The 17,806-nt window shown below is 65.2% G+C and carries 15 protein-coding genes and 2 tRNA genes; 7 read left to right on the top strand and 10 right to left on the bottom strand.

The window, feature by feature from the left end; all coding sequences use genetic code 11:
* Positions 1–7: 7 nt before the first annotated feature.
* The 6 genes from D1409_RS08380 to D1409_RS08355 all read right to left on the bottom strand — a co-directional run bounded on the left by D1409_RS08380 (position 8) and on the right by D1409_RS08355 (position 6,188).
* Positions 8–592, bottom strand: coding sequence for a twin-arginine translocase subunit TatC (locus tag D1409_RS08380; protein ID WP_123536037.1), 585 nt, complete (start codon positions 590–592; stop codon positions 8–10).
* A gap of 113 nt (positions 593–705) precedes the next feature.
* Positions 706–840 (bottom strand): 30S ribosomal protein S27ae, encoded by a 135-nt coding sequence (locus D1409_RS08375; protein ID WP_123536035.1) that lies wholly within the window; start codon positions 838–840, stop codon positions 706–708.
* A gap of 1 nt (position 841) precedes the next feature.
* Positions 842–1,156, bottom strand: a complete 315-nt coding sequence (locus D1409_RS08370) for a 30S ribosomal protein S24e (protein ID WP_123536033.1) — start codon at positions 1,154–1,156, stop codon at positions 842–844.
* A gap of 129 nt (positions 1,157–1,285) precedes the next feature.
* Positions 1,286–2,332, bottom strand: a complete 1,047-nt coding sequence (locus tag D1409_RS08365; RefSeq protein ID WP_123536031.1) for an AAA family ATPase — start codon at positions 2,330–2,332, stop codon at positions 1,286–1,288.
* Between the two features lie 92 nt (positions 2,333–2,424).
* The gene (locus D1409_RS08360; RefSeq protein ID WP_123536029.1) at positions 2,425–5,754 is read right to left on the bottom strand and encodes a bacterio-opsin activator domain-containing protein; all 3,330 of its coding nucleotides are present in this window, start codon (positions 5,752–5,754) and stop codon (positions 2,425–2,427) included.
* Between the two features lie 101 nt (positions 5,755–5,855).
* On the bottom strand, positions 5,856–6,188 hold the full coding sequence (locus tag D1409_RS08355) for a BsuPI-related putative proteinase inhibitor (RefSeq protein ID WP_164471612.1): 333 nt from the start codon (positions 6,186–6,188) through the stop codon (positions 5,856–5,858).
* 399 nt (positions 6,189–6,587) lie between these two features.
* Between D1409_RS08355 and D1409_RS08350 the strand changes: the two genes are divergently transcribed.
* The gene (locus D1409_RS08350; protein ID WP_123536025.1) at positions 6,588–8,405 is read left to right on the top strand and encodes a S8 family peptidase; all 1,818 of its coding nucleotides are present in this window, start codon (positions 6,588–6,590) and stop codon (positions 8,403–8,405) included.
* Between the two features lie 230 nt (positions 8,406–8,635).
* Here the strand turns inward: D1409_RS08350 and D1409_RS08345 are convergent.
* Positions 8,636–8,706 (bottom strand) — tRNA-Gly (locus D1409_RS08345).
* A gap of 121 nt (positions 8,707–8,827) precedes the next feature.
* Here D1409_RS08345 and D1409_RS08340 point away from each other — a divergent pair.
* Positions 8,828–9,661 carry an NAD+ synthase gene (locus D1409_RS08340; protein WP_123536023.1) on the top strand — a complete coding sequence of 278 codons (834 nt, stop codon included), beginning with the start codon at positions 8,828–8,830 and terminating at the stop codon, positions 9,659–9,661.
* 53 nt (positions 9,662–9,714) lie between these two features.
* Here D1409_RS08340 and D1409_RS25190 read toward each other — a convergent pair whose 3' ends face one another.
* Complete coding sequence (locus D1409_RS25190; protein ID WP_206425014.1) at positions 9,715–10,353, bottom strand: DUF3105 domain-containing protein; 639 nt, start codon at positions 10,351–10,353, stop codon at positions 9,715–9,717.
* An 88-nt stretch (positions 10,354–10,441) separates the two neighbouring features.
* Positions 10,442–11,122, bottom strand: a complete 681-nt coding sequence (locus tag D1409_RS08330) for an enoyl-CoA hydratase/isomerase family protein (protein ID WP_123536021.1) — start codon at positions 11,120–11,122, stop codon at positions 10,442–10,444.
* Positions 11,123–11,251: 129 nt separating this feature from the next.
* Between D1409_RS08330 and D1409_RS08325 the strand changes: the two genes are divergently transcribed.
* The 3 genes from D1409_RS08325 to D1409_RS08315 all read left to right on the top strand — a co-directional run bounded on the left by D1409_RS08325 (position 11,252) and on the right by D1409_RS08315 (position 13,504).
* Positions 11,252–11,953 carry a DUF7114 family protein gene (locus D1409_RS08325; RefSeq protein WP_123536019.1) on the top strand — a complete coding sequence of 234 codons (702 nt, stop codon included), beginning with the start codon at positions 11,252–11,254 and terminating at the stop codon, positions 11,951–11,953.
* Between the two features lie 95 nt (positions 11,954–12,048).
* A tRNA-Thr gene (locus tag D1409_RS08320) sits at positions 12,049–12,120 on the top strand.
* 268 nt (positions 12,121–12,388) lie between these two features.
* The gene (locus tag D1409_RS08315) at positions 12,389–13,504 is read left to right on the top strand and encodes a tyrosine-type recombinase/integrase (protein ID WP_206425013.1); all 1,116 of its coding nucleotides are present in this window, start codon (positions 12,389–12,391) and stop codon (positions 13,502–13,504) included.
* A gap of 439 nt (positions 13,505–13,943) precedes the next feature.
* On the opposite strand, the gene D1409_RS08310 is transcribed toward D1409_RS08315, so the two are convergent.
* A complete protein-coding gene (locus D1409_RS08310) occupies positions 13,944–14,156 on the bottom strand; it encodes a hypothetical protein (protein WP_123536015.1) in 213 nt (70 codons plus the stop codon).
* 6 nt (positions 14,157–14,162) lie between these two features.
* On the opposite strand from D1409_RS08310, the gene D1409_RS08305 reads away from it, so the two are divergent.
* Entirely contained in the window at positions 14,163–14,936 is a 774-nt protein-coding gene (locus D1409_RS08305; RefSeq protein ID WP_123536012.1) for a hypothetical protein, read from the top strand.
* Between the two features lie 604 nt (positions 14,937–15,540).
* Entirely contained in the window at positions 15,541–17,691 is a 2,151-nt protein-coding gene (locus D1409_RS08300) for an HsdM family class I SAM-dependent methyltransferase (RefSeq protein WP_123536010.1), read from the top strand.
* Positions 17,692–17,806: the final 115 nt, after the last annotated feature.

The raw sequence follows: 17,806 nt of genomic DNA, 5'->3' as shown, positions 1-17,806 counted from the left end.
ACGGGCGTCACTGCCGCCAGTTCGACAGGCTGAGAACGGTGCCGACGAACGCGAGCTGGACTGCGATACCCGAGACGACCGCGGTCAGCAGGGAAACGCGGCCCCACCGGACGATCGTCCACCGGGATCCGGGGCTCGCCAGGATATCGAGGACGACCGGGAAGACGTGGTCGTATCCGAGGGCGGCGCCGATCGGGAACAGTGCGAGGCCGACGACGACGAGGACCGCTCGCGCTCCTGCGGGGAGCGGACCGCGCGGCCACCACTCCCCGCCGAGGAGCGCACTGCGAGTCAGATAACAGACCGTCTCCAGCGCCAGCAACACGCCGACGGTGGCGGCGATCTGTGCCTGCAGGAAGATCACGTCGAACGGCGTCACGGCGATAATCTCGATCGCGGAATTCGTGTTCAGATCGGCCTTCAACACGTCCCAGACGGCGCTCCTGACGACCAGGAACGTCGCCAGCGTGCCGAACAGGAACGCCAGAACGCCGGCGAGGACCGTCCAGATATCGTCGCGCGCGTCGGCGAGGGCAGCCCGTGGCGCGGGCCCGTCGCCCGTCGTTCGCGGGTTCGCGGAGGGACCGGTCATTCGAGCACACCGACCGGCGGTTCGGGTATCAATCTTCTGTCGAGGGGCGCGTCGACAGTCCGGTCGCTGGAGCGGGGGCTACGTGGAGAGAAAACGGCGGAGAAGTCGGAGGCCTACTCCCACTCGGTATAGCTGCACTTGCCACAATGCTTCCGGTCGCCGTGGTCGGCGAGGAAGCTGTCGCCACAGCGGGGGCACTGTTCGCGCTCGGTGGTGCCGTCGTCGTTGTAGAGTTCGTGGCGGGGCATCTCAGGCTTCCTCGGCCTCTTCGGCCTCGCCGTCCTCGGCGATGATCTTGTTGCGCTCGAGCATGTGGTCCTGCTCGACGTCGCGGGCGTACTCGGCGTCGTCGTAGACCTTCGCGTAGCCGACGGTCTTGCGCATGCCGAACTTCGTGTTCAGTTCGTGGACGACGACCTCGCCGGCGTCCTTGTTGAGCTTCGCCGCGAGGGAGTCGCGCACGGAGAGCCGCGACGGCGTCGCCTCGTCGTGAGTCATCTCGAAGCGCACGTCCGTCCGATGCAACATCGGATTCTCGTCTTCCGCGATGATGTCGATGTCCATAGTTCGTTGCCCAATACTCCCCCCGAAGCGCGTAAAAGGATTTCGAAGCGGGTGACGGACGGCATCGCGGGACAACTCGTCGTCGGGGTCCGGTCCAGGGCGGGTCGAGACGGGCACGACCGAGTCGGCTCACTCCCCGACGCGCAACTCGCCCAGTTCGGCCAGCAGGTGCGAGACGTGGATCCGGTCGCTGGTCCCCTCGTGCAGGTCCACGTCGATCTCGCCGGCCAGCCTGTGGACGCGAGCGAGGTCGGGCCCGGAGTACCGGGAGCGAGCGACCGTGAGTACGTCCTCCAGCACTTCCTCGCCGCTGTGACCCTCGTCGACGAGCAGGTCGTCCAGCGTCGAGCGAGCGTCGGTGAACTCGCCGGCCTCGGCGGCGGTGACCATCTCCTGGACGCGCTCGTCTGCGCCCAGCGACCCCAGCACCTCGTAGGCGTTGTTCATCGTGATCGACCCCTCCTGTTCGTAGGTGGTCTGGGCCGCGAGGATCGCCTCGCGGAGGTCGCCGTCGGCGTAGCCGGCGACGTACTCGATGCCCTCGTCGTCGTGGTCGGCACCCTCGGCCTCGACGATGTCCTCCAGCACCGCGACTGTCTCGTCGTGGGTGGGCTTGCGAACCGCGACGGGGAAACAGCGCGAGCGGATCGGCGGGATGAGCGCGGAGGGCTGGCGCGTCGCGATGACGAACTGGGTGGCCTCGTAGTACTGCTCCATCACGCGGCGCAGGGCCTGCTGGAAGTCCTCGCGGACGCCCTCGGCGTTGTCCAGCAGAACGGTCTTGTAGTCGCCGGAGACGGGCGCGTAGCTCGCGGACTCCTTGAGGACGTGGTTGATGAGGTCGGCCTTCGAGGACTCCCGGCGGCGCTTCGAGTCGATGAACTGCGCGAAGCGCTCGTCCTGGCTCACCTCCTTTTTCGTCATGTCGAAGAAGTCGGCGACGTTGATCTCCACGAGGTCGGCCTCGTTGTCGTGGAGCTCGTCGGAGAGCGCCCGGACGGCGGCGGTCTTGCCGGCGCCGGGCGGCCCGTGGACGAGCAGGTTCATCGGCTCTTCGACGACGCTGCCGAGGTGGTCGCGGACCTCCGGCTGGGGGAGGTCTTCGAGCGCCGGCGCGTGGGTCTCGGTCCACAGCGGGCCGTCGACCGCCGCGGTGTCCTCGGACTCGTCGGCCATTGAACCCCGATAGGACACCGCCGCGTATCAATCCATCTCTCTCGGACCGAGCCCCGGTCGGTCGGCCGGTCCGTCTTCGGACCCGTTCAGACTCAGTCCCGCCCGGAGTGGGGGTCGAACAGTTCGTCGAACACCTTCCGCTGAGCCGAGCGGAGATGCTGGTGGTAGGTCGGTCGGGTGATGTCCATCGACTCCGCGAGGTCGTCGCCGTCGACGTCGCGGGGCCACTCGAAGAAGCCGCCGAGGTAGGCCGTTCGGATCGCGGTCTCCTGCCGGTCGGTGAAGCGGTCGGTGACGGCCTCGCGGAACTCCTGGCGCGTCCGAACGGGACGCTCGTGCTCGTGATACCCGACGAGGTCGGTCCCCTGGTAGCGGTCGGAGACGAGTTCGAACAGTTCGCGGGCCTCGCCCTCGTAGGGCAGTTCGATCGTGTAGCGGACGAGGCCGTCCTCGGCGGTGACCGAGCGGGTGACGGCGCCGTGGTCGGCCAGGAGTTCGACGAGCGAGTCGTCGACGACGGCCTCGAACAGCACGTCGCCGCCGTGGTCGGCGATGATACTCACTTCGGACACGGTGTCGTCGTCACCGAGTACCGACTCGACGTCCGCGGGGTCCGCGCCGCTCGCCGTCACGTACAGCCGCACGCTCCCGTCCGATTCGTGGACCGAGCCGGTCAGTTCGAGGGCGGCGTCGGTCTGTGCCGAGAGGCGGCCGAACAGCAGGTCCGCGTCCTGGACGGTGAACTCCAGTTCGACGACGCGATCGGTCGAGAGGATGCGGCCGCTCTCGATGGCGTTGACGGCGTTCGCGACCGCTCGGCCGAGGGCGCCGAGGACGACCTGCTCGCGGTCGGCGAAGGCGTCCGTGGTCGGCGCGTACACGCAGAGGACGCCGTAGCTGGCGTCCTTGTAGGTGAGCGGGACGGCGATCATCGAGCCGAGGCCGGCGTCGTGGGCGGCGGCGTGGACGCTCCCCTCGGGGGCGTCGGCGAGGTCGCCGACGATCTGGATGCTCTCGTCGTCGAGGGCGAGCGCGGCGGGGTCGGCGGCCTCGCGGGCGGCCGAGCGGTCGAGCGAGAGCCCCTCGACGGCATCGGCGAGTGCGGGCACGTCACCGTTCCACGCTGCGGCTTCGAGGCGCTCGGCGGCGAGGTCGGGCTGGCCGATCCACGCGAACGCGTAGGGGTCGGTCGCGACGAGCTGTTCGACGACGCCGCGTTCGAGCTCCTCGCGGGTGCCCGACTGGACGAGCACCTCGACGGTGTTCTCGATGAGGCCGTTGATCCGGTCGACGAGCGTGTCGACGCGCTCGCGGGCGTCGCGGACCTCCCCCTCGCGCTTGGCGCGGTTGGCGGCGGCCGCGGCGCTCGTGGCGAGCAGCTGGGCGGCCCGCCGGTCCACGTCCGAGAACGTGCTCGGTTCTTCGGCGCCGATGCTGATGGTCCCGTGGACGCCCATCGGGATGTGCAGGGCCGAGCGGACGATGTCGTGGTCGCGGCCGTCGTCGGCGGTCGCCGTGTCCTCGACGACGACCATCTCGCCGTCGACGAACGCGCGGCCGGGGCCGCCCTCGTCGACCGCGTAGGTCGGCGTCTCGATGCCCCAGTCGGTCACGGCGTCCGTCGTCCCCGCTGGCTCCAGTCGGTCGGTCTCGCGGTCGAACAGCCGGACCACGTTCAGGTCGAAGCCGAGGACGTTCTTGACGGCCTGCGCGGCCATCTCGGCGACTTCCTCGCGGTCGCGCGCCTGCATGAGCGACCGCGACGACGTGACGAGTTCCGAGAGCATCTCGCGCTGGGCCTTCTGCTCGGTGATGTCGCGGACGACGCCGACGACGCCCCGGACCGTGCCGTCCTCGTCCGTGAGCACCGTCACGTTGTCCTCGCAGGGGAGCGGCGGCCCGCGTTTGCGCTGGACGACGGACTCGACGCTGTCTTCGGTCGCCTCGCCGGCCAGCAGTGCGGCGACTGCGGACTCGGTCGCGTCGTCGTCCTTGACGAACGAGACGTGTTCGCCGACGAGTTCTTCGGCCTCGTACCCCGTGATCTCGCACATCGCGGGGTTGACGAACGTGAACCGCCCCTCGTCGTCGAGCGCGTAGACGCCGTCGTCGACGGAGCTGACGATCGTCTCGTACCGGCCGAGCTCCTGTTCGTGCTCGCGGCGCTCGAGTTCGTAGCTGATCCACTCGATGAGCAGTTCGATGAACGTCTCCTCGGCGTCGCTGAACGGCACGTCACGGGGCTCCTCGGAGCCGAAACAGAGCGTCCCGAAGAGCTCGCCGTCGACCAGCAGTTTCCCGCCGAGGTAACACTCCATCCCGTAGCGCTCGTAGGCGGGGTCGTCGCCCCACCCCTCTCTCGCGGCGTGTTCGAGCGTCACGAGTCGGTCGGACTCGATCGTCCGCCGGCAGTAGGCCTCGCTCAGCGGCGCCGATGTCCCCGCCTCGGTGTCCAGGTCGCCGTGAGAGGCGACGATGGTCTGGGTCTCCCCGTCGATCCGGGTGAGATACCCGTGCGGGAGGTCCAGTCGCTCGCAACCGACCGCGAGCGCGCGGTCGAGCTTCTCCTCGAACGAGCACTCGCGCGACGAGGCCAGCCGCTGGAGATCGCGCAGTGCCTCCTCGTTTCGCTCCAGTTCGGCCTTCGTACGCATCTTCTCGGACACGTCGCGCACGTACACCGACAGGCCGTCGGCGGCGGGGAACACCGTCACTTCCAGCCAGACGCCGCCGGCCTCGTTGTACGTCTCGAAAGTCCGAACCTCCTGACTCGCCAGCGCTTCGCGGTACTCGCGTTCGACGACCGTCCCCTCGACTTCGGGGAACGCCTCCCATACGACCTCGCCGAGGAGTTCCGCCGCCGACTGACCGACGTTCTCCTCGGCCTGGCCGTTGAGATAGGTGATCCGCCAGTCGTCGTCCAGTCCGATGACGCCCGCGTCGACGCGCTCGAGGACGCGCTCCGCGCTCGCCGGCCCCGATTCGGACGCGGTCTGGAGCGCGTCCGCGCGCTCGCCGCTCCCGTCCGCGGCCGTCCGGGTTTCGTCGGCAGGGTTTCGCGAGTCCGCCAGTGCTCCGTCGATCCGCCGGGCGAGCACCGCCGCCTGACCGTCGCCCGCACGGACGTAGTCGGCGACGCCCGCTTCGAAGGCGACCGCGGGCGAGACGCTCCCGTCGGCCACGAACACGACCGGCGCGCCGGCGCGGTCGGCCGTCTCGACGAGTTCGCCGAGGGCTTCGGCCGTCGCGTCGCCCACCCAAACGACACAGTCCGCGTCCTCCGCGTTCTCGACGGCCGCGGGGTCCGCTGCCGTCGCCGTGGTCACGGACGATCCGTCGACGGCCGTCGTCAGGTCGTCGGCGAGCGCCGCGACAGCGTCCGACTGTCGCCCGACCACGAGAATCCGTCCGATCCCAACCATTGGACAGTGCTTTCGGTCGGAACAGCATAAACCCAAGTATCGCCGTCGATCACGGGACGGAGGCGCTATCGCCGGGCGAATCGCGCGCCCCGGTCAGCCGTTCAGACCGCGAACGCGACGCTCGCCGTCGGCCGACGGTCGGTCGCGGTCAGCGTCGCTTCGACGGTGTAGGTTCCGCTCGGGGGGTCCGTCCACGCTCCCTCACCGACGACCGACTCACCGGGGGCCAGCGTCTCCCGGCGAACCCGCTGGGTGAACAGTCGGTCGTCGCTCCAGCGCCAGACCGTCTCGCTGTCGTCGCTGACGACGAACTCGGCGGTCTGGCCGGACCCGAACGTGAGTTCGACGGGGTCGTCGCTCTCGTTGCGCACGACCAGTCGGAACTCGACCTCGTCGGGCCCCGCGTCGGCGGTCACCGTCGCCGTAAGTTCCATACCGTTCGTTCGCCGGCCCACTGGAAAAACCGGTCGGTGGCCGGGGTTCATGATCGCGTCGGCCCCGGGGCCCCACCTTGCTGGCCCCGGGATTCCAACCTGCCGACCACGGAATCCGAGCCTGTCGACCACGGAACCTCCATCCCGCCGACCACGGAACCTCCATCCCGACGACCACCGCAGCCGAGCGGGATCTCACGCTAGAATCCAGTATCGAGAGTGCTACTGTCCCCTCTCACGGATGGAATATACGCTTCGAGATGTGACACGAAAACCACCGCTTACTTGCGAATTATCGGACCGGTATTCGTCACGTTACTTCGTCGTACTTTTCGAATCAGTATCAATTATGGGAAATTATAAACCATTAACGTTTCTGTATCGGAGTGGAGTACACGGATGCCACAGGAAACGCCGACACGGCGAGAAGTGCTACAGGCCGCCGGTGCGGGTCTGGCGACCGTCGCGGCGACGGGCCAGGCGGCCGGCGACGCGCCCGACGACGACTACATCGTCGGGACGAGCAACGAACGAGGGAGCGACGCGGCGCGGCGACGGGCGCAGTCGGTCAAACGCGAGTTCGACTTCGGGGACCTGGGGAAGGCCGTCGCCGGGAAGTTCCCGGAGGAGGCGCGCGAGGCGCTCCAGAACAACCCGAACGTCCGCTACGTCGAACCGGACGGCACGTACGAGAAGATCGCACAGACGCTGCCGTGGGGGATCGACCGCGTCGACGCGGATCTCGTCCACGCGGAGGGGGAAACCGGCGGGGACGGCACGGACGGCGACGGGGGCGCGGACCTCGCGATTCTCGACACGGGGATCGATTCCGACCACCCGGACCTGCAGGCCAACCTCGGGTCCGGCAAGGCGTTCGTCGACTGCGGCAGCGTCAGTAACTGTCGCTACGGGGGCAGCACGAACGACAACGCCTGTAACGAGCCGTGGGACGACGACGACAACCACGGCACCCACTGCGCCGGCATCGCCGACGCTGACGACAACAGCGAGGGGGTCGTCGGCGTCTCGACCGACGCCACGCTCCACGCCGTCAAGGTGCTCGACGGCTGTGGCAGCGGGTCGCTGTCGGACGTCGCGGCCGGCGTCGAGTACGTCGCCGACCAGGGCTGGGACGTGGCCAGCCTGAGCCTCGGCGCCAGTTCGGGCGACCAGACGCTGCAGGACGCCTGCCAGTACGCGGAGAACAACGGTGTCCTCCTTGTGGCCGCGTCGGGCAACGACGGCCCCTGCACCGACTGTGTCGGCTATCCGGCCGCCTACGACAGCGTGGTCGCCGTCGGCTCGACCGACAGCGACGACAGCCTGTCGAGTTTCTCCTCGACGGGGCCGGAGCTCGAACTCGCGGCGCCCGGCGGGGACATCTACTCGACGGTCGCCGGCGGCTACGACACCTACTCCGGGACGAGCATGGCCTGTCCGCACGTCTCGGGCGCCGGCGCACAGCTGATGGACAACGGCTACACCAACAGCGAAGCCCGCCAGCGACTCCGCGATTCAGCAGAGGACGTCGGGCTCGCCGCGAACGAGTCCGGGTCGGGCTTGCTCGACGTGGAGGCCGCCCTCGGCGACTCCAGCGGTGGCGACACGAGCGTCGCCGTCTCGACCGGATCGGCGTCCAACGTCGGCGACACGACCGCGACGCTCTCGGGGTCGCTCGACGACCTCGGTGGCGCGTCGTCGTCGGACTGTTACTTCGAGTACCGCGAGAGCGGCGCGAGTAGCTGGACGGCGACCAGCGCCCAGACGCTCTCGGCCACGGGGAGCTACAGCGAGGACGTGTCCGGGCTCTCCGGCGGCACCGACTACGAGTTCCGCGCCGTCGCGGACGCCAGTGACGGCGACACCGACACCGGGACCACCACGTCGTTCACGACCAGCGGCGGGACCAGCAGTAGCGCCCCGGTTATCGACTCCTACTCGGTCACCGAAGCCGGCTCGCCGAATCCGCACGCGGAGATAACGGCCGACTGGGCCGTCTCCGACGCGGACGGCGACCTCGACAGCGTCGTCGTCGAGGTGGTCGACTCAGGCGGGAGCGTCGTCGACTCCTCGACGACGAACGTCTCGGGCTCCTCGGCCAGTGGATCGGATACCTTCAAGATCAAGCAGGGCGGCGGCGCCACCTACGACGTGGTGCTGACCGTCACCGACGCGGCCGGCAACTCGACCAGCGAGACGCAGTCGGTGTCGGCCTGAGCGGTCGCGGTTCGGAGGCGGCTCGTCGTCTCATCTTTTGGCGGTGCTGTGCGGTAGCGGCGGCGGTGCTGTGCGGTAGCGGCGGCGGTAAGAGTGGATCTATTGTACCGGACGCGAGGGAGCGAAGCGACCGAGTCGTCCGGCCTTTTTCACCCATGTTTTTGCGTGCGGGGTTCCCGCAGGTCGCCGGAGGCGACCGAGGAAACCCCGCGCGGAAAAAGATGGTAGCATGCGCCGTCCGGGAATTGAACCCGGGCTATTAGCTTGGGAAGCTAATGTCCTACCACTGGACCAACGGCGCTCCCGTCGAGTGAAACTGGCAGTCCCGGTCACTTGAACGTAGCGCTTCGTGCGAGTGGACGGACGGTCACCGATCGCGGCCGACGCGAGGGTATTAGTCGCGACCGACCCTACCGTCGGTCATGTCTACGACCGAGGAACTCGTCCGGGCGACCGACCCGCTCGATATGTCCCTCTCCACCGAGGAACTCGACGCGCACCGCGAGCACATCACGGACTTCATCGGGGAACAGTACGAGGCGGCCGGCGCGGACACGGTCGTCATGGGCCTCTCCGGCGGGATCGACAGCACGCTCACGTCGCACCTGGCCGTCGAGGCGGTCGGTGCGGAGAACGTCCACGCGCTGGTGCTGCCCAGCGAGGTCAACCGCGAGTCGAACATGAGCGACGCGGAGCGCGTCGCGAGCGAACTGCTTGACGTCGAGTACGACGTGGTCGAGATCGACCCCATCGCCGACGCGTTCCTCGACGCCTATCCCGACGCGGACGAGGACCGGATGGCGACCGGGAACCTCTACGTGCGAATCCGCGCGGTGCTGAACTACCTCGTCGCGAACACCGAGAGTGGGATCGTTCTCGGGACGGGCAACAGGACCGAGGCGCTCGTGGGCTACTTCACGAAGTACGGCGACGGCGCCGTGGACTGTCACCCGATCGCGAACCTCTACAAACAGCAGGTCCGCCAGCTCGCCCGGCACGTCGGCGTGCCCGAGGATCTGGCGGCGAAGGAGGCCAGCGCGGAGATGTGGGTCGGGCAGACCGACGAGGACGAACTCGGGATGGACTACGACACGCTCGATTCGGTGCTCGCGCTCCACGTCGACGGACCGCTGTCGGCGTCTGCGACGGCGAGCGAGATCGGTGTCGACGCGGAGACGGTCGAGCGAGTGCGAGAACTCTACGAGGCGAGCGCGCACAAGCGCCGTGCGCCACCGGGGCCGGACGCGCTGTACTGAGCGGGTCTGTGGGTCAGTCGGTCGGTGGGTCGGCAGGTCGGCTGATAGGTCGCTTACCCGGACTCGGCGACGACGCGGACCTCGTCGCCCTCGCTCAGCGTGTAGGATCCGGGGTCGACTTCCTCGCCGTTCACCTCGTAGACGACGGTGTCGCCGTCGTTCGCGTCGTAGGTCGTGCCGTCGAAGGAGAGCGTCGACTCGGTCACGCCGATGTCGAGCGTCTCGAGCGCGTACTCGAGGGTGACGCCCTCGGCGTGGACGTGGTAGGTCGACCCGTCGCCGTTCTCGAAGTGGAACGCGTCGTCCTGTAGCTGGTACTCCTGACGGCTGAAGTCGAGTTCCTGGCCGTCGATGGTCACGGTGATCCCGCCGTGGGTGTGGGCGCCGCCGACGTTCGACGGCTGCGAGACGGAGTTCTCGAAGGCGGGGCCTGACCCGGCACCCGGGCTCTGGCCCTCGGCGCCACCGGATCCCATGAAGAAGGTGACCCAGACGACGAGCACGCCCGAGAACACCAGCAGACCGACGAGCACCGCGGGGCCCAGCGGGAAGCCGTCGTCCGATCCGGGGGTCCGGTCCTCGACGCGACGTCTGTCGATCGACCCCAGTTCCCCCTCGTGCTCCGCGGCCAGGTGGTCGAGATAGGCGTCCTCCCCGTCGACCGTCTCCCCGCAGTAGTCGCAGTCCGGCATTATACCCCTCACTGAGTGGTCCGCGTTTTCAACGGTTTCGGTTCGTGCGGTGACACCACGCTTTGCGAATCCCCGAGCGACGTCGTTCCTATCGCTCGAAGTCGGCGTGCAGGTCGGCGAACGCCTCGGCCTCACGCCGCTCCCGGACCTCGCGGTCGGCGTCGTCGCGCAGTCGGGACGTGACGACACGGAGCGCGGCCGGGTCGTTGGCGGCGATCTCGTCGGCCACGGCCCGCGGGTCCGCGACCACGCGCGAGACGAGTCCCATCCGAAGCGCCGCGTCGGCGTCGACGACTCGACCGGAGAGCGCGAGGTCCATCGCCTCGCCGAGACCGACGACCTCGGGGAGTCTGGCGGTGCCACCCCACGCGCCGAAGAGGCCGATTTTCGCGCCGGTCTCGGCGAACGTCGCCCGCTCGGTGGCGACGCGCACGTCGCAGGCCAGCGCGAGCTCGACGCCGCCGCCCCGGGCCGCGCCGTCGATCCCGGCGACGACGACCGCCTCGCTCTCGGCGAGGGCCCTCGCGACCGCCTGCCCGCGTCGAGCGAACGCCTCGGCGGCGTCCCGGTCTTCGAGCGCGGCCACCGCGTCGAGGTCCGCGCCGGCGCAGAACGCGGAGCCCGCACCGCGGAGGAAGACGACGGGTGCGTCGGTCGATTCGACGGCGGATTCCAGTTGGTCCAGTGCCTCGAGCGTGAGCGCGTTCCGGCTGTCGGGGCGGTCGAGCGTCACGACACACACGTCGCCGTCGGTGGCGGTGGTGATCACGGCGAGGCCTCCGGGCGGGGTCGCCGTGGGGCGGGGAACGGACAGACCGCGGTCGCTGGTGGTGTCATACGGGTCGTTCCGTGTGACGTTTCCAAAGGCCTTTGCCCTTGCCTCCGCTAGCCGACGCCAATGGAGGAAGCCGCGGCGGTCCGTGGGGCCGCGCTGAACGCGGTCGGTGACGTCGAGCCCGACCGACTCCGCGAACGCATCCGAGAACGCCTCGAGGACGGCTCGATGGCACCGGGCGCGTTGACGGTGTTGAGCGCCCGTGCGGTCGGCGTCCGGGACGCCGACGCGGAGCCAGTGTCGACCGACGCCGTCGCCGAGCGGGGCGCCGGCGTCCAGCTCATCTACGAGGGACTCCGCCTCACCCGGACGCTCTCGCAGGACCCGCCGTGGGAGCGCGAGGGCGAACTGACCGACGGCGGTGACGTGCGGGTCCCTGACACGGACGGGATGCCCGCCGACGCGACGGCGACCACCGGGGCGGACGCCGCGGATATGGACATCCTCGTGGCGGACGTGATGGTCGCTCGCGGGTTCTACCTGCTCGCCCGCACGGAGGCCGCAGCGGAGGCCGTCGCGGTCGTCCGCGCGTTCGGCGGCGACCAGACGCGGCGCCGGACGACCGGCGACGAGCGCTTCGACGGGAACCTGGAGGCCGACGTGTTCGAACTCGCCGCCGTGGCGGGGGCGGCCGCCGCGGGCGGCGAGGCGACCGCGGCGTTGCGGGCGCACGTCGCCGAGCTTGCCCGAACCGACGGTCCGCTGCCGGTTGCAGACGGGCTGTTCTCGTCGGCCACGCCCGAGGCGCTGGCCGACGAGTTCTGAGCCGGCGCGGGCCGACGCCGTCCCCGTGTGGGAGGGCAACAGGGCGGGCCCCGGATCGAAACGCCTAAAGACGAATCGCGGCAACTGAGAAACGCGCCTGGGTAGCTTAGAGGTAAAGCGCGTCCTTGGTAAGGACGAGAGCCCGGGTTCAAATCCCGGCCTAGGCTTCCGGCGTTTCACGGTTTCTCGCGCCATTTTACGATTCTCTATGGAGAGAATAAAATATGCGCAAGAAAGCCCGAAAACGCTACACGGCAACCCCGACGCCGTCTTGCGATTTCGTTAGTTGTCAGGACACTATAACGAACACCTCCGCGCAGTCACCCGATTCGGGGGTGAACGCGCGTGACTAACCGCCCCGACCCGCTCGACAGTATTCCCAACGACCTCCCCGACGACGGCGACGACTTCGGGATTCCACCCACGCCCGAACCCGTGGAGTTCGACTTCCCGCTCGTAAGCGAACGCTCCGAAGCAGACCTCGAAGGCTTCGGGCTGAATATGGTGGACGACTACCGCGACTTCAAAGAGGAGGTACTGACGTGGCTGGCTACCTACGGGAAGCATCCTGAGAAAGGTGAAGGGCTGTCGAAGACGACCCTCAAGAGTACGCACTACAAGCTCGAAACGGTGTTCCGCTGGCTCTGGAAGTACGAGGACAAGTACACCACGGAGTTCACGCCCGAACACGCAGACCGCTTCATCGACCTCCTGAACCAAACGGACTCGATGATAGATTCCACCGTTCTCCACCACGCGAAGGACATCAAGCGGTTCTTCAAGTTCACCAACCACGTCTACGGGACAGATTACGAGTGGGAACCGAAGCCGCAACTGAGTCAGTCGAACGGTGACGAACGCGCGTACCTTCGCCGGGCCGCGTTCCAACCCCTGTACGAAGCCGCGCTCGATTACGGTTCGATGAAAAGCTATCACACCGATATGTCCTCGGAGGAACGCGAGCGGTTGAAGCTGTACCTGTCGCAACGGTTCGGCGTTCCGAAGGAGAAAGTCGGGCCGGAAGACTTCAAAAAGGCGAACTCGTGGAAGGTTCCCTCGATGATTGCGGTGACGTTGGACACCGGACTTCGACCCATCGAGGTGGGGCGAGCAAAGGTGTCGTGGGTGAATCTCGAAGACAACGAACTCAACGTCCCGAAGGAAGACTCCACGAAGAACGAGGGGCATTGGAACTGTTCGTTGAAGAAGCGAACCGCGACGGTGCTGGAACGCTGGTTAGACGAACGCGCGTCCTACGACAAGTACGCCGACCGCGACGAACTCTGGTTGACGAAGCGCGGGACGAAGTACGGGAAGGACTCGTGTAACTACCTGCTGGACACACTCATCGAGCGGGGGAACGTCCCGATACCTGCCCACCAGAATATCTCGTGGTACGCAATTCGCCACGGGGTAGCGACCTATTGGGCGAATCACGTCGGGCCGCATCACGCGAAGGAACAGCTCCGGCACAAGAGCATCAACACGACGATGAAGTACCTCCACTCGGACGCGGAGACGCGGAACGACGCCGTCGAACAAATCTGGTAGCGGTCGGTCGTCGCCGTCGCGGATAACTCCGTGACGCCGTCGAAGCCGACCTACGCGGTTCACCGCATCGAGGGGTGCTGTTCCAGTACGGTTTCCACGTCGTTTCCCCCGGAGTTCCGTGGTTGAAACAGCGTTCCAGATTTTGATTTCGCCCCCCGCTCGATGTGGGGGAAACGAGAATGAAAACAACCGGGAATCTGCGCCCATTCCAGCGCCATCGAAAAAAAAAAGCCGAGTTCCGCTGGTGGTTCTCCACTCGAACTCCCGGGGTTCGAGACGTGAGAACAAGCCCGTATTTTTTGAAGAAACCCGACGCCATCTTGCGAAAACCGGCAGTATTAAGCCACCAGACACCGTCTAATAGAGTGAAGGCGTTTCTGCGGGAGTTCTCGATTACCGAGCGACTGCTGTACTGATTTTTCGCCTTCGTGATACGATGCTACGAAACCAGAATCACGAATACTGTGAGCGATGCGGCAACCGATTCGACACCTACGACGCCCACGTTGAGATTGAGCATACGAACCAGTCTGCCCATCACCCTCCGGGCGGCCATACGTTCAACTACCATCTCTGCGTCCTCTGTGCGGAGGATTACGAAGCGTGGCTTGACCGAGGGAACCCCAACCTGACCGACGAGGTCGTGTTCCATTGAGAGATGTCAATAGCGTATGACTACCCTGACGCGGAATCGGGGTGCGATGAACACGGCTATACTGACCCCGAGATGGAAGGGGGAGTATCGTCCGAAGACCCGTACTCCACAACGCTCGAAGTAAGTCCTGAATCCCCGGAACAACACTTCGAGCGGGCGCTATCCGGCAAAGCCGAGGAGGATGCGAAAGCGGAAATCCGCATCGACGGGGAGGCCTACAACGACCTCACCAAGCCCGACCCGAATTTTGCGACGACCTTCTACCACGCCGATGTTCGAGAACAACGTTGGCCGGCGGACTACTTGAAGCTCGATAAGGAGGCGTACTTCAGGATGCTCGGGGAGATTCACCGGGGCGAGAAGAACGGGCCGAAATGGGAACACAGCGAGTACCACACGCATACGCTTCGGGAAGACCTCGTGGAGATTATCGGCGGGAAGCTGAATCTCAACGACCTCCAGATGAAAGAAGCGAAAGCACGAGCGACGAACGTTGACGGCGAGAAATTCGGGATGAAACTCGAACTCCTCGTGTACTGCGTGTGTGCCTACGTCGTCCACAATGACGACTGGACACCGTATGCGGACGAACGGAAGGTACACCCCAACTGTAAATCGAAGGATGTGATTTTCGAGGAGGTCGCCTTCGAGCTTGGCCTCCATCCCGACCGCATCGACCGAGTCTATCGTCGCTTCGAGCAGGAGTTCACGGACATCATCCCACCGAGAGGATTCCACCCGGAGAAGCCCGGATGGAAACCACGTCGCTCCGGATGACCTCTCCGAGAGGGGTGGTATATAAACCCCTTAGCATTACATTAGGGTGGATACCCTGAAAAACACGGGCAGAACTACCCGAGGTGGCGACACACCGAGGGTGGCTCACCGAGAGACGTTCCCCGAAGTGGCCCTCCGAGAGTTAGGCTCGGAGAGTGAAAGACACTCGATGCGGTAAAACGTAGCAGAGTAACCCGGAACGGTGTACCTCCGAAAGAGACTCGGCTTCAGTACACCCCCTCGATGCGGTAAAACAGTTCGAGTTAGACACGGAGAGTACGGCCACAGAAGGAATCACCGTGCGTTCGTTGCCCTCGACTCACCGCAAGATGGGGGAGCCTGCTACTCCATCTTTTCCCGACTGACGACGACACCGGACGTGTCTCCCCCTCGATGCGTCGATTCCCGTAAGCCCCACCTCGTGACACCAGCGGGGCTTTTTTTGCGTTCTGGAGGGGCGTCTTCAGCATCCAACTCCGGGGGGTAACTCCCTACAAATCGGTCTAAACGACTGCTCCCACCGAACCGACCGATAGGGGGATGCGAAAACACTACCTTACCGGGTTGTTTCTGAATCGAACAGTTGCGATTCAGGGATTTGTCTATGACTGGAACACACGGGGACGACTTCATCGACGAAATCATCGAGGAGTACGCTTCCCTCTACGAGGAGATTGAGGACGGGGAGCGGCGCGAGCTTGACCTACGTTCTCGACTCATCCGGCGACTGTTCTGTAACGTTCTCGGATGGGAGCATAGCGAGTACGCTCAAGAGGACGACTGGAACGACGTTCGATTCTACGACGAGGATAGAACGCCGGTAATCATCATCGAGGGGAAGAAGCGGGACGTTGACATTAGCGAAGGTGTCCCCCAAGTCTTCCGTTACGCCTCAGAGACACCCTATGCCGACCTCCTCATCTCCACCAACATCGACTCATTCAGTCTCTACCGACGATGCGAACCAACCCATCCCGACGCAATCACCCATCACGGCGTAAGCGCCCGCCTTGTTACCGAGATTGACTTTAAATCCATTAGCGGGGCCAACAGTCGTGTGGCAAGTCACGAAGACCTCTCCCACGGACAGCAACAGTCGTTACAGAAGCTGGCCGCTCTCCGCCGCGAAGAAGTCCTAAACGCCGACCGCTACGAGGACTTCTCCTTCGAGAACCCAGCCGACATTAGCGAAGACGAAGGCTTCCGCGAACTCATCCGCGTACTCGGCATCTCCCTCGATGAGTATTTCGTCCCCTACGCATCCGAAACGTTCGACCAGTATTGGAGCCGCTACGAGGAGTACGAGAGTCAACGCGACGAACTCGAAAACCAAATCGAGCGACTGGAGGAAAGCGGCCACGACGAAGCGGAGGTCGCGGAACTCCGAACGCAGTTGAGCAAACTGAACGACGAGTACGAGGAGTACGCTCAGTTCCACAACGACTTCGAGACGTGGGTTCGCCTCAGCGGTCGGCAAGACGAGGACTTGGAGGACAACAAGCTCGTGTTCTGCCGAGAGAGTGTGTACGTTCAGCTAAACAAACTCCTCCTCATCCGGATTGCCGAGGACAAAGGACTCACCAACCGGATGGTCAGCAACGGCGGTGTTGAAGATTACTTCGAGTTTTGGGACGACTACACGAAGTACGTCGAACGGAACTACGTTGACCTGTTCGAGCTGGCCTCCGAGGAACTGAGCGAAATCTACGAGCATCTATTCGCTCGCCGTATCTTCGATTGGGAGATTCGAGACGACTCCGACCTCGATGAAGTGATACAGCGAACGCTGTGGCACTTGAACCACTTCGACTTCAGCGAGGTCAACCGGGACATACTCGGCCACCTCTACGAAGAACACCTCTCCCCGGAAGAACGGAAGAAGCTCGGAGAGTTCTACACGCCGACCGCGATAATCGACCTGATTCTGGACAGCGTCGATTACACCCCGGACGAACCCCTCGAACGGGAGGACTACGACCTGTTAGACCCCGCGTGTGGGAGTGGCGGATTCCTTGTCCGGGCCGCCCGGCGTCTCCTCGAACGGCTTGACCGGAAAGACGTGCCGGCGGGCGAGACAATCGAGATTGTACGCCAGCGACTCCACGGATTCGACATTAACCCGTTCGCGTGCCACATCGCGGAAATCAACCTCCTGTTCCAAGTCATCGACAAGTACCAGACGGCGAAAGAGGAGAACCCTGACTACACCCTTGACGGATTCAACATCTACCAGACGGACTCCCTCCGTTCGGACAATCAGGCGTCTCTGACGGCGCTTCACAGTAGCGAGGTACAGCGACGATACCGCGAGGAACGTCGGGAAGCAAACCGCCTCAAGACGCGGAGCGATTACCGTTTCGTCATTGGGAACCCGCCCTACGTCCGAAAACAGAACGTTCCGACTGGCCCTGCCCGCGCAGAGTACGACGATTACGACGTAGCGAAGTGGAACTACGACCTCAGCATCCTGTTCTTCCGGAAAGCTGGAGACTGGCTTCGTGAAGAAGGTCAGGTGGGGTTCATCACCTCGAACAAGTTCATCCCGAACCGTTACGGGACGGAGATTCGGCCATACCTTGCCCAAAACTTCCAGTTCCGTTACCTGATTGACTTCGGTGATTACGACGTTTTCGAGACACCACAGGCGTACCCCATCATCTTCACCGGGGAGCGAATCAACAAGAGCGAGCGCGCACGCTCACCCGAGGAGTTCCAACCCGAGGACTACGTCTTTACCTTTGCCGTATGTGTTTAGCCCGGGCTGATTTCGTCACTGTCTCGTAGGAGGCGTTCAATGGGGGCCGTATGCACTGGCAGCAGAGTTCCGGTGCGGCTCTGAGGGATGGGCTCCATGGCGGAGCCCATCCCGG

Source organism: Halosimplex salinum (genome assembly GCF_003730195.1).
Classification (GTDB): Archaea; Halobacteriota; Halobacteria; order Halobacteriales; family Haloarculaceae; genus Halosimplex; species Halosimplex salinum.
Note: the sequence above shows the minus strand (reverse complement) of the source record. Positions and strands in the feature narration are given on the sequence as shown.

Bases quoted from the DNA above. Each gene is read 5' to 3' on its own strand.
- D1409_RS08380 (WP_123536037.1), bottom strand. From the start codon at position 592: ATGACCGGTCCCTCCGCGAACCCGCGAACGACGGGCGACGGGCCCGCG.
- D1409_RS08375 (WP_123536035.1), bottom strand. From the start codon at position 840: ATGCCCCGCCACGAACTCTACAACGACGACGGCACCACCGAGCGCGAA.
- D1409_RS08370 (WP_123536033.1), bottom strand. From the start codon at position 1,156: ATGGACATCGACATCATCGCGGAAGACGAGAATCCGATGTTGCATCGG.
- D1409_RS08365 (WP_123536031.1), bottom strand. From the start codon at position 2,332: ATGGCCGACGAGTCCGAGGACACCGCGGCGGTCGACGGCCCGCTGTGG.
- D1409_RS08360 (WP_123536029.1), bottom strand. From the start codon at position 5,754: ATGGTTGGGATCGGACGGATTCTCGTGGTCGGGCGACAGTCGGACGCT.
- D1409_RS08355 (WP_164471612.1), bottom strand. From the start codon at position 6,188: ATGGAACTTACGGCGACGGTGACCGCCGACGCGGGGCCCGACGAGGTC.
- D1409_RS08350 (WP_123536025.1), top strand. From the start codon at position 6,588: ATGCCACAGGAAACGCCGACACGGCGAGAAGTGCTACAGGCCGCCGGT.
- D1409_RS08340 (WP_123536023.1), top strand. From the start codon at position 8,828: ATGTCTACGACCGAGGAACTCGTCCGGGCGACCGACCCGCTCGATATG.
- D1409_RS25190 (WP_206425014.1), bottom strand. From the start codon at position 10,353: ATGCCGGACTGCGACTACTGCGGGGAGACGGTCGACGGGGAGGACGCC.
- D1409_RS08325 (WP_123536019.1), top strand. From the start codon at position 11,252: ATGGAGGAAGCCGCGGCGGTCCGTGGGGCCGCGCTGAACGCGGTCGGT.
- D1409_RS08310 (WP_123536015.1), bottom strand. From the start codon at position 14,156: ATGGAACACGACCTCGTCGGTCAGGTTGGGGTTCCCTCGGTCAAGCCA.
- D1409_RS08305 (WP_123536012.1), top strand. From the start codon at position 14,163: ATGTCAATAGCGTATGACTACCCTGACGCGGAATCGGGGTGCGATGAA.
- D1409_RS08300 (WP_123536010.1), top strand. From the start codon at position 15,541: ATGACTGGAACACACGGGGACGACTTCATCGACGAAATCATCGAGGAG.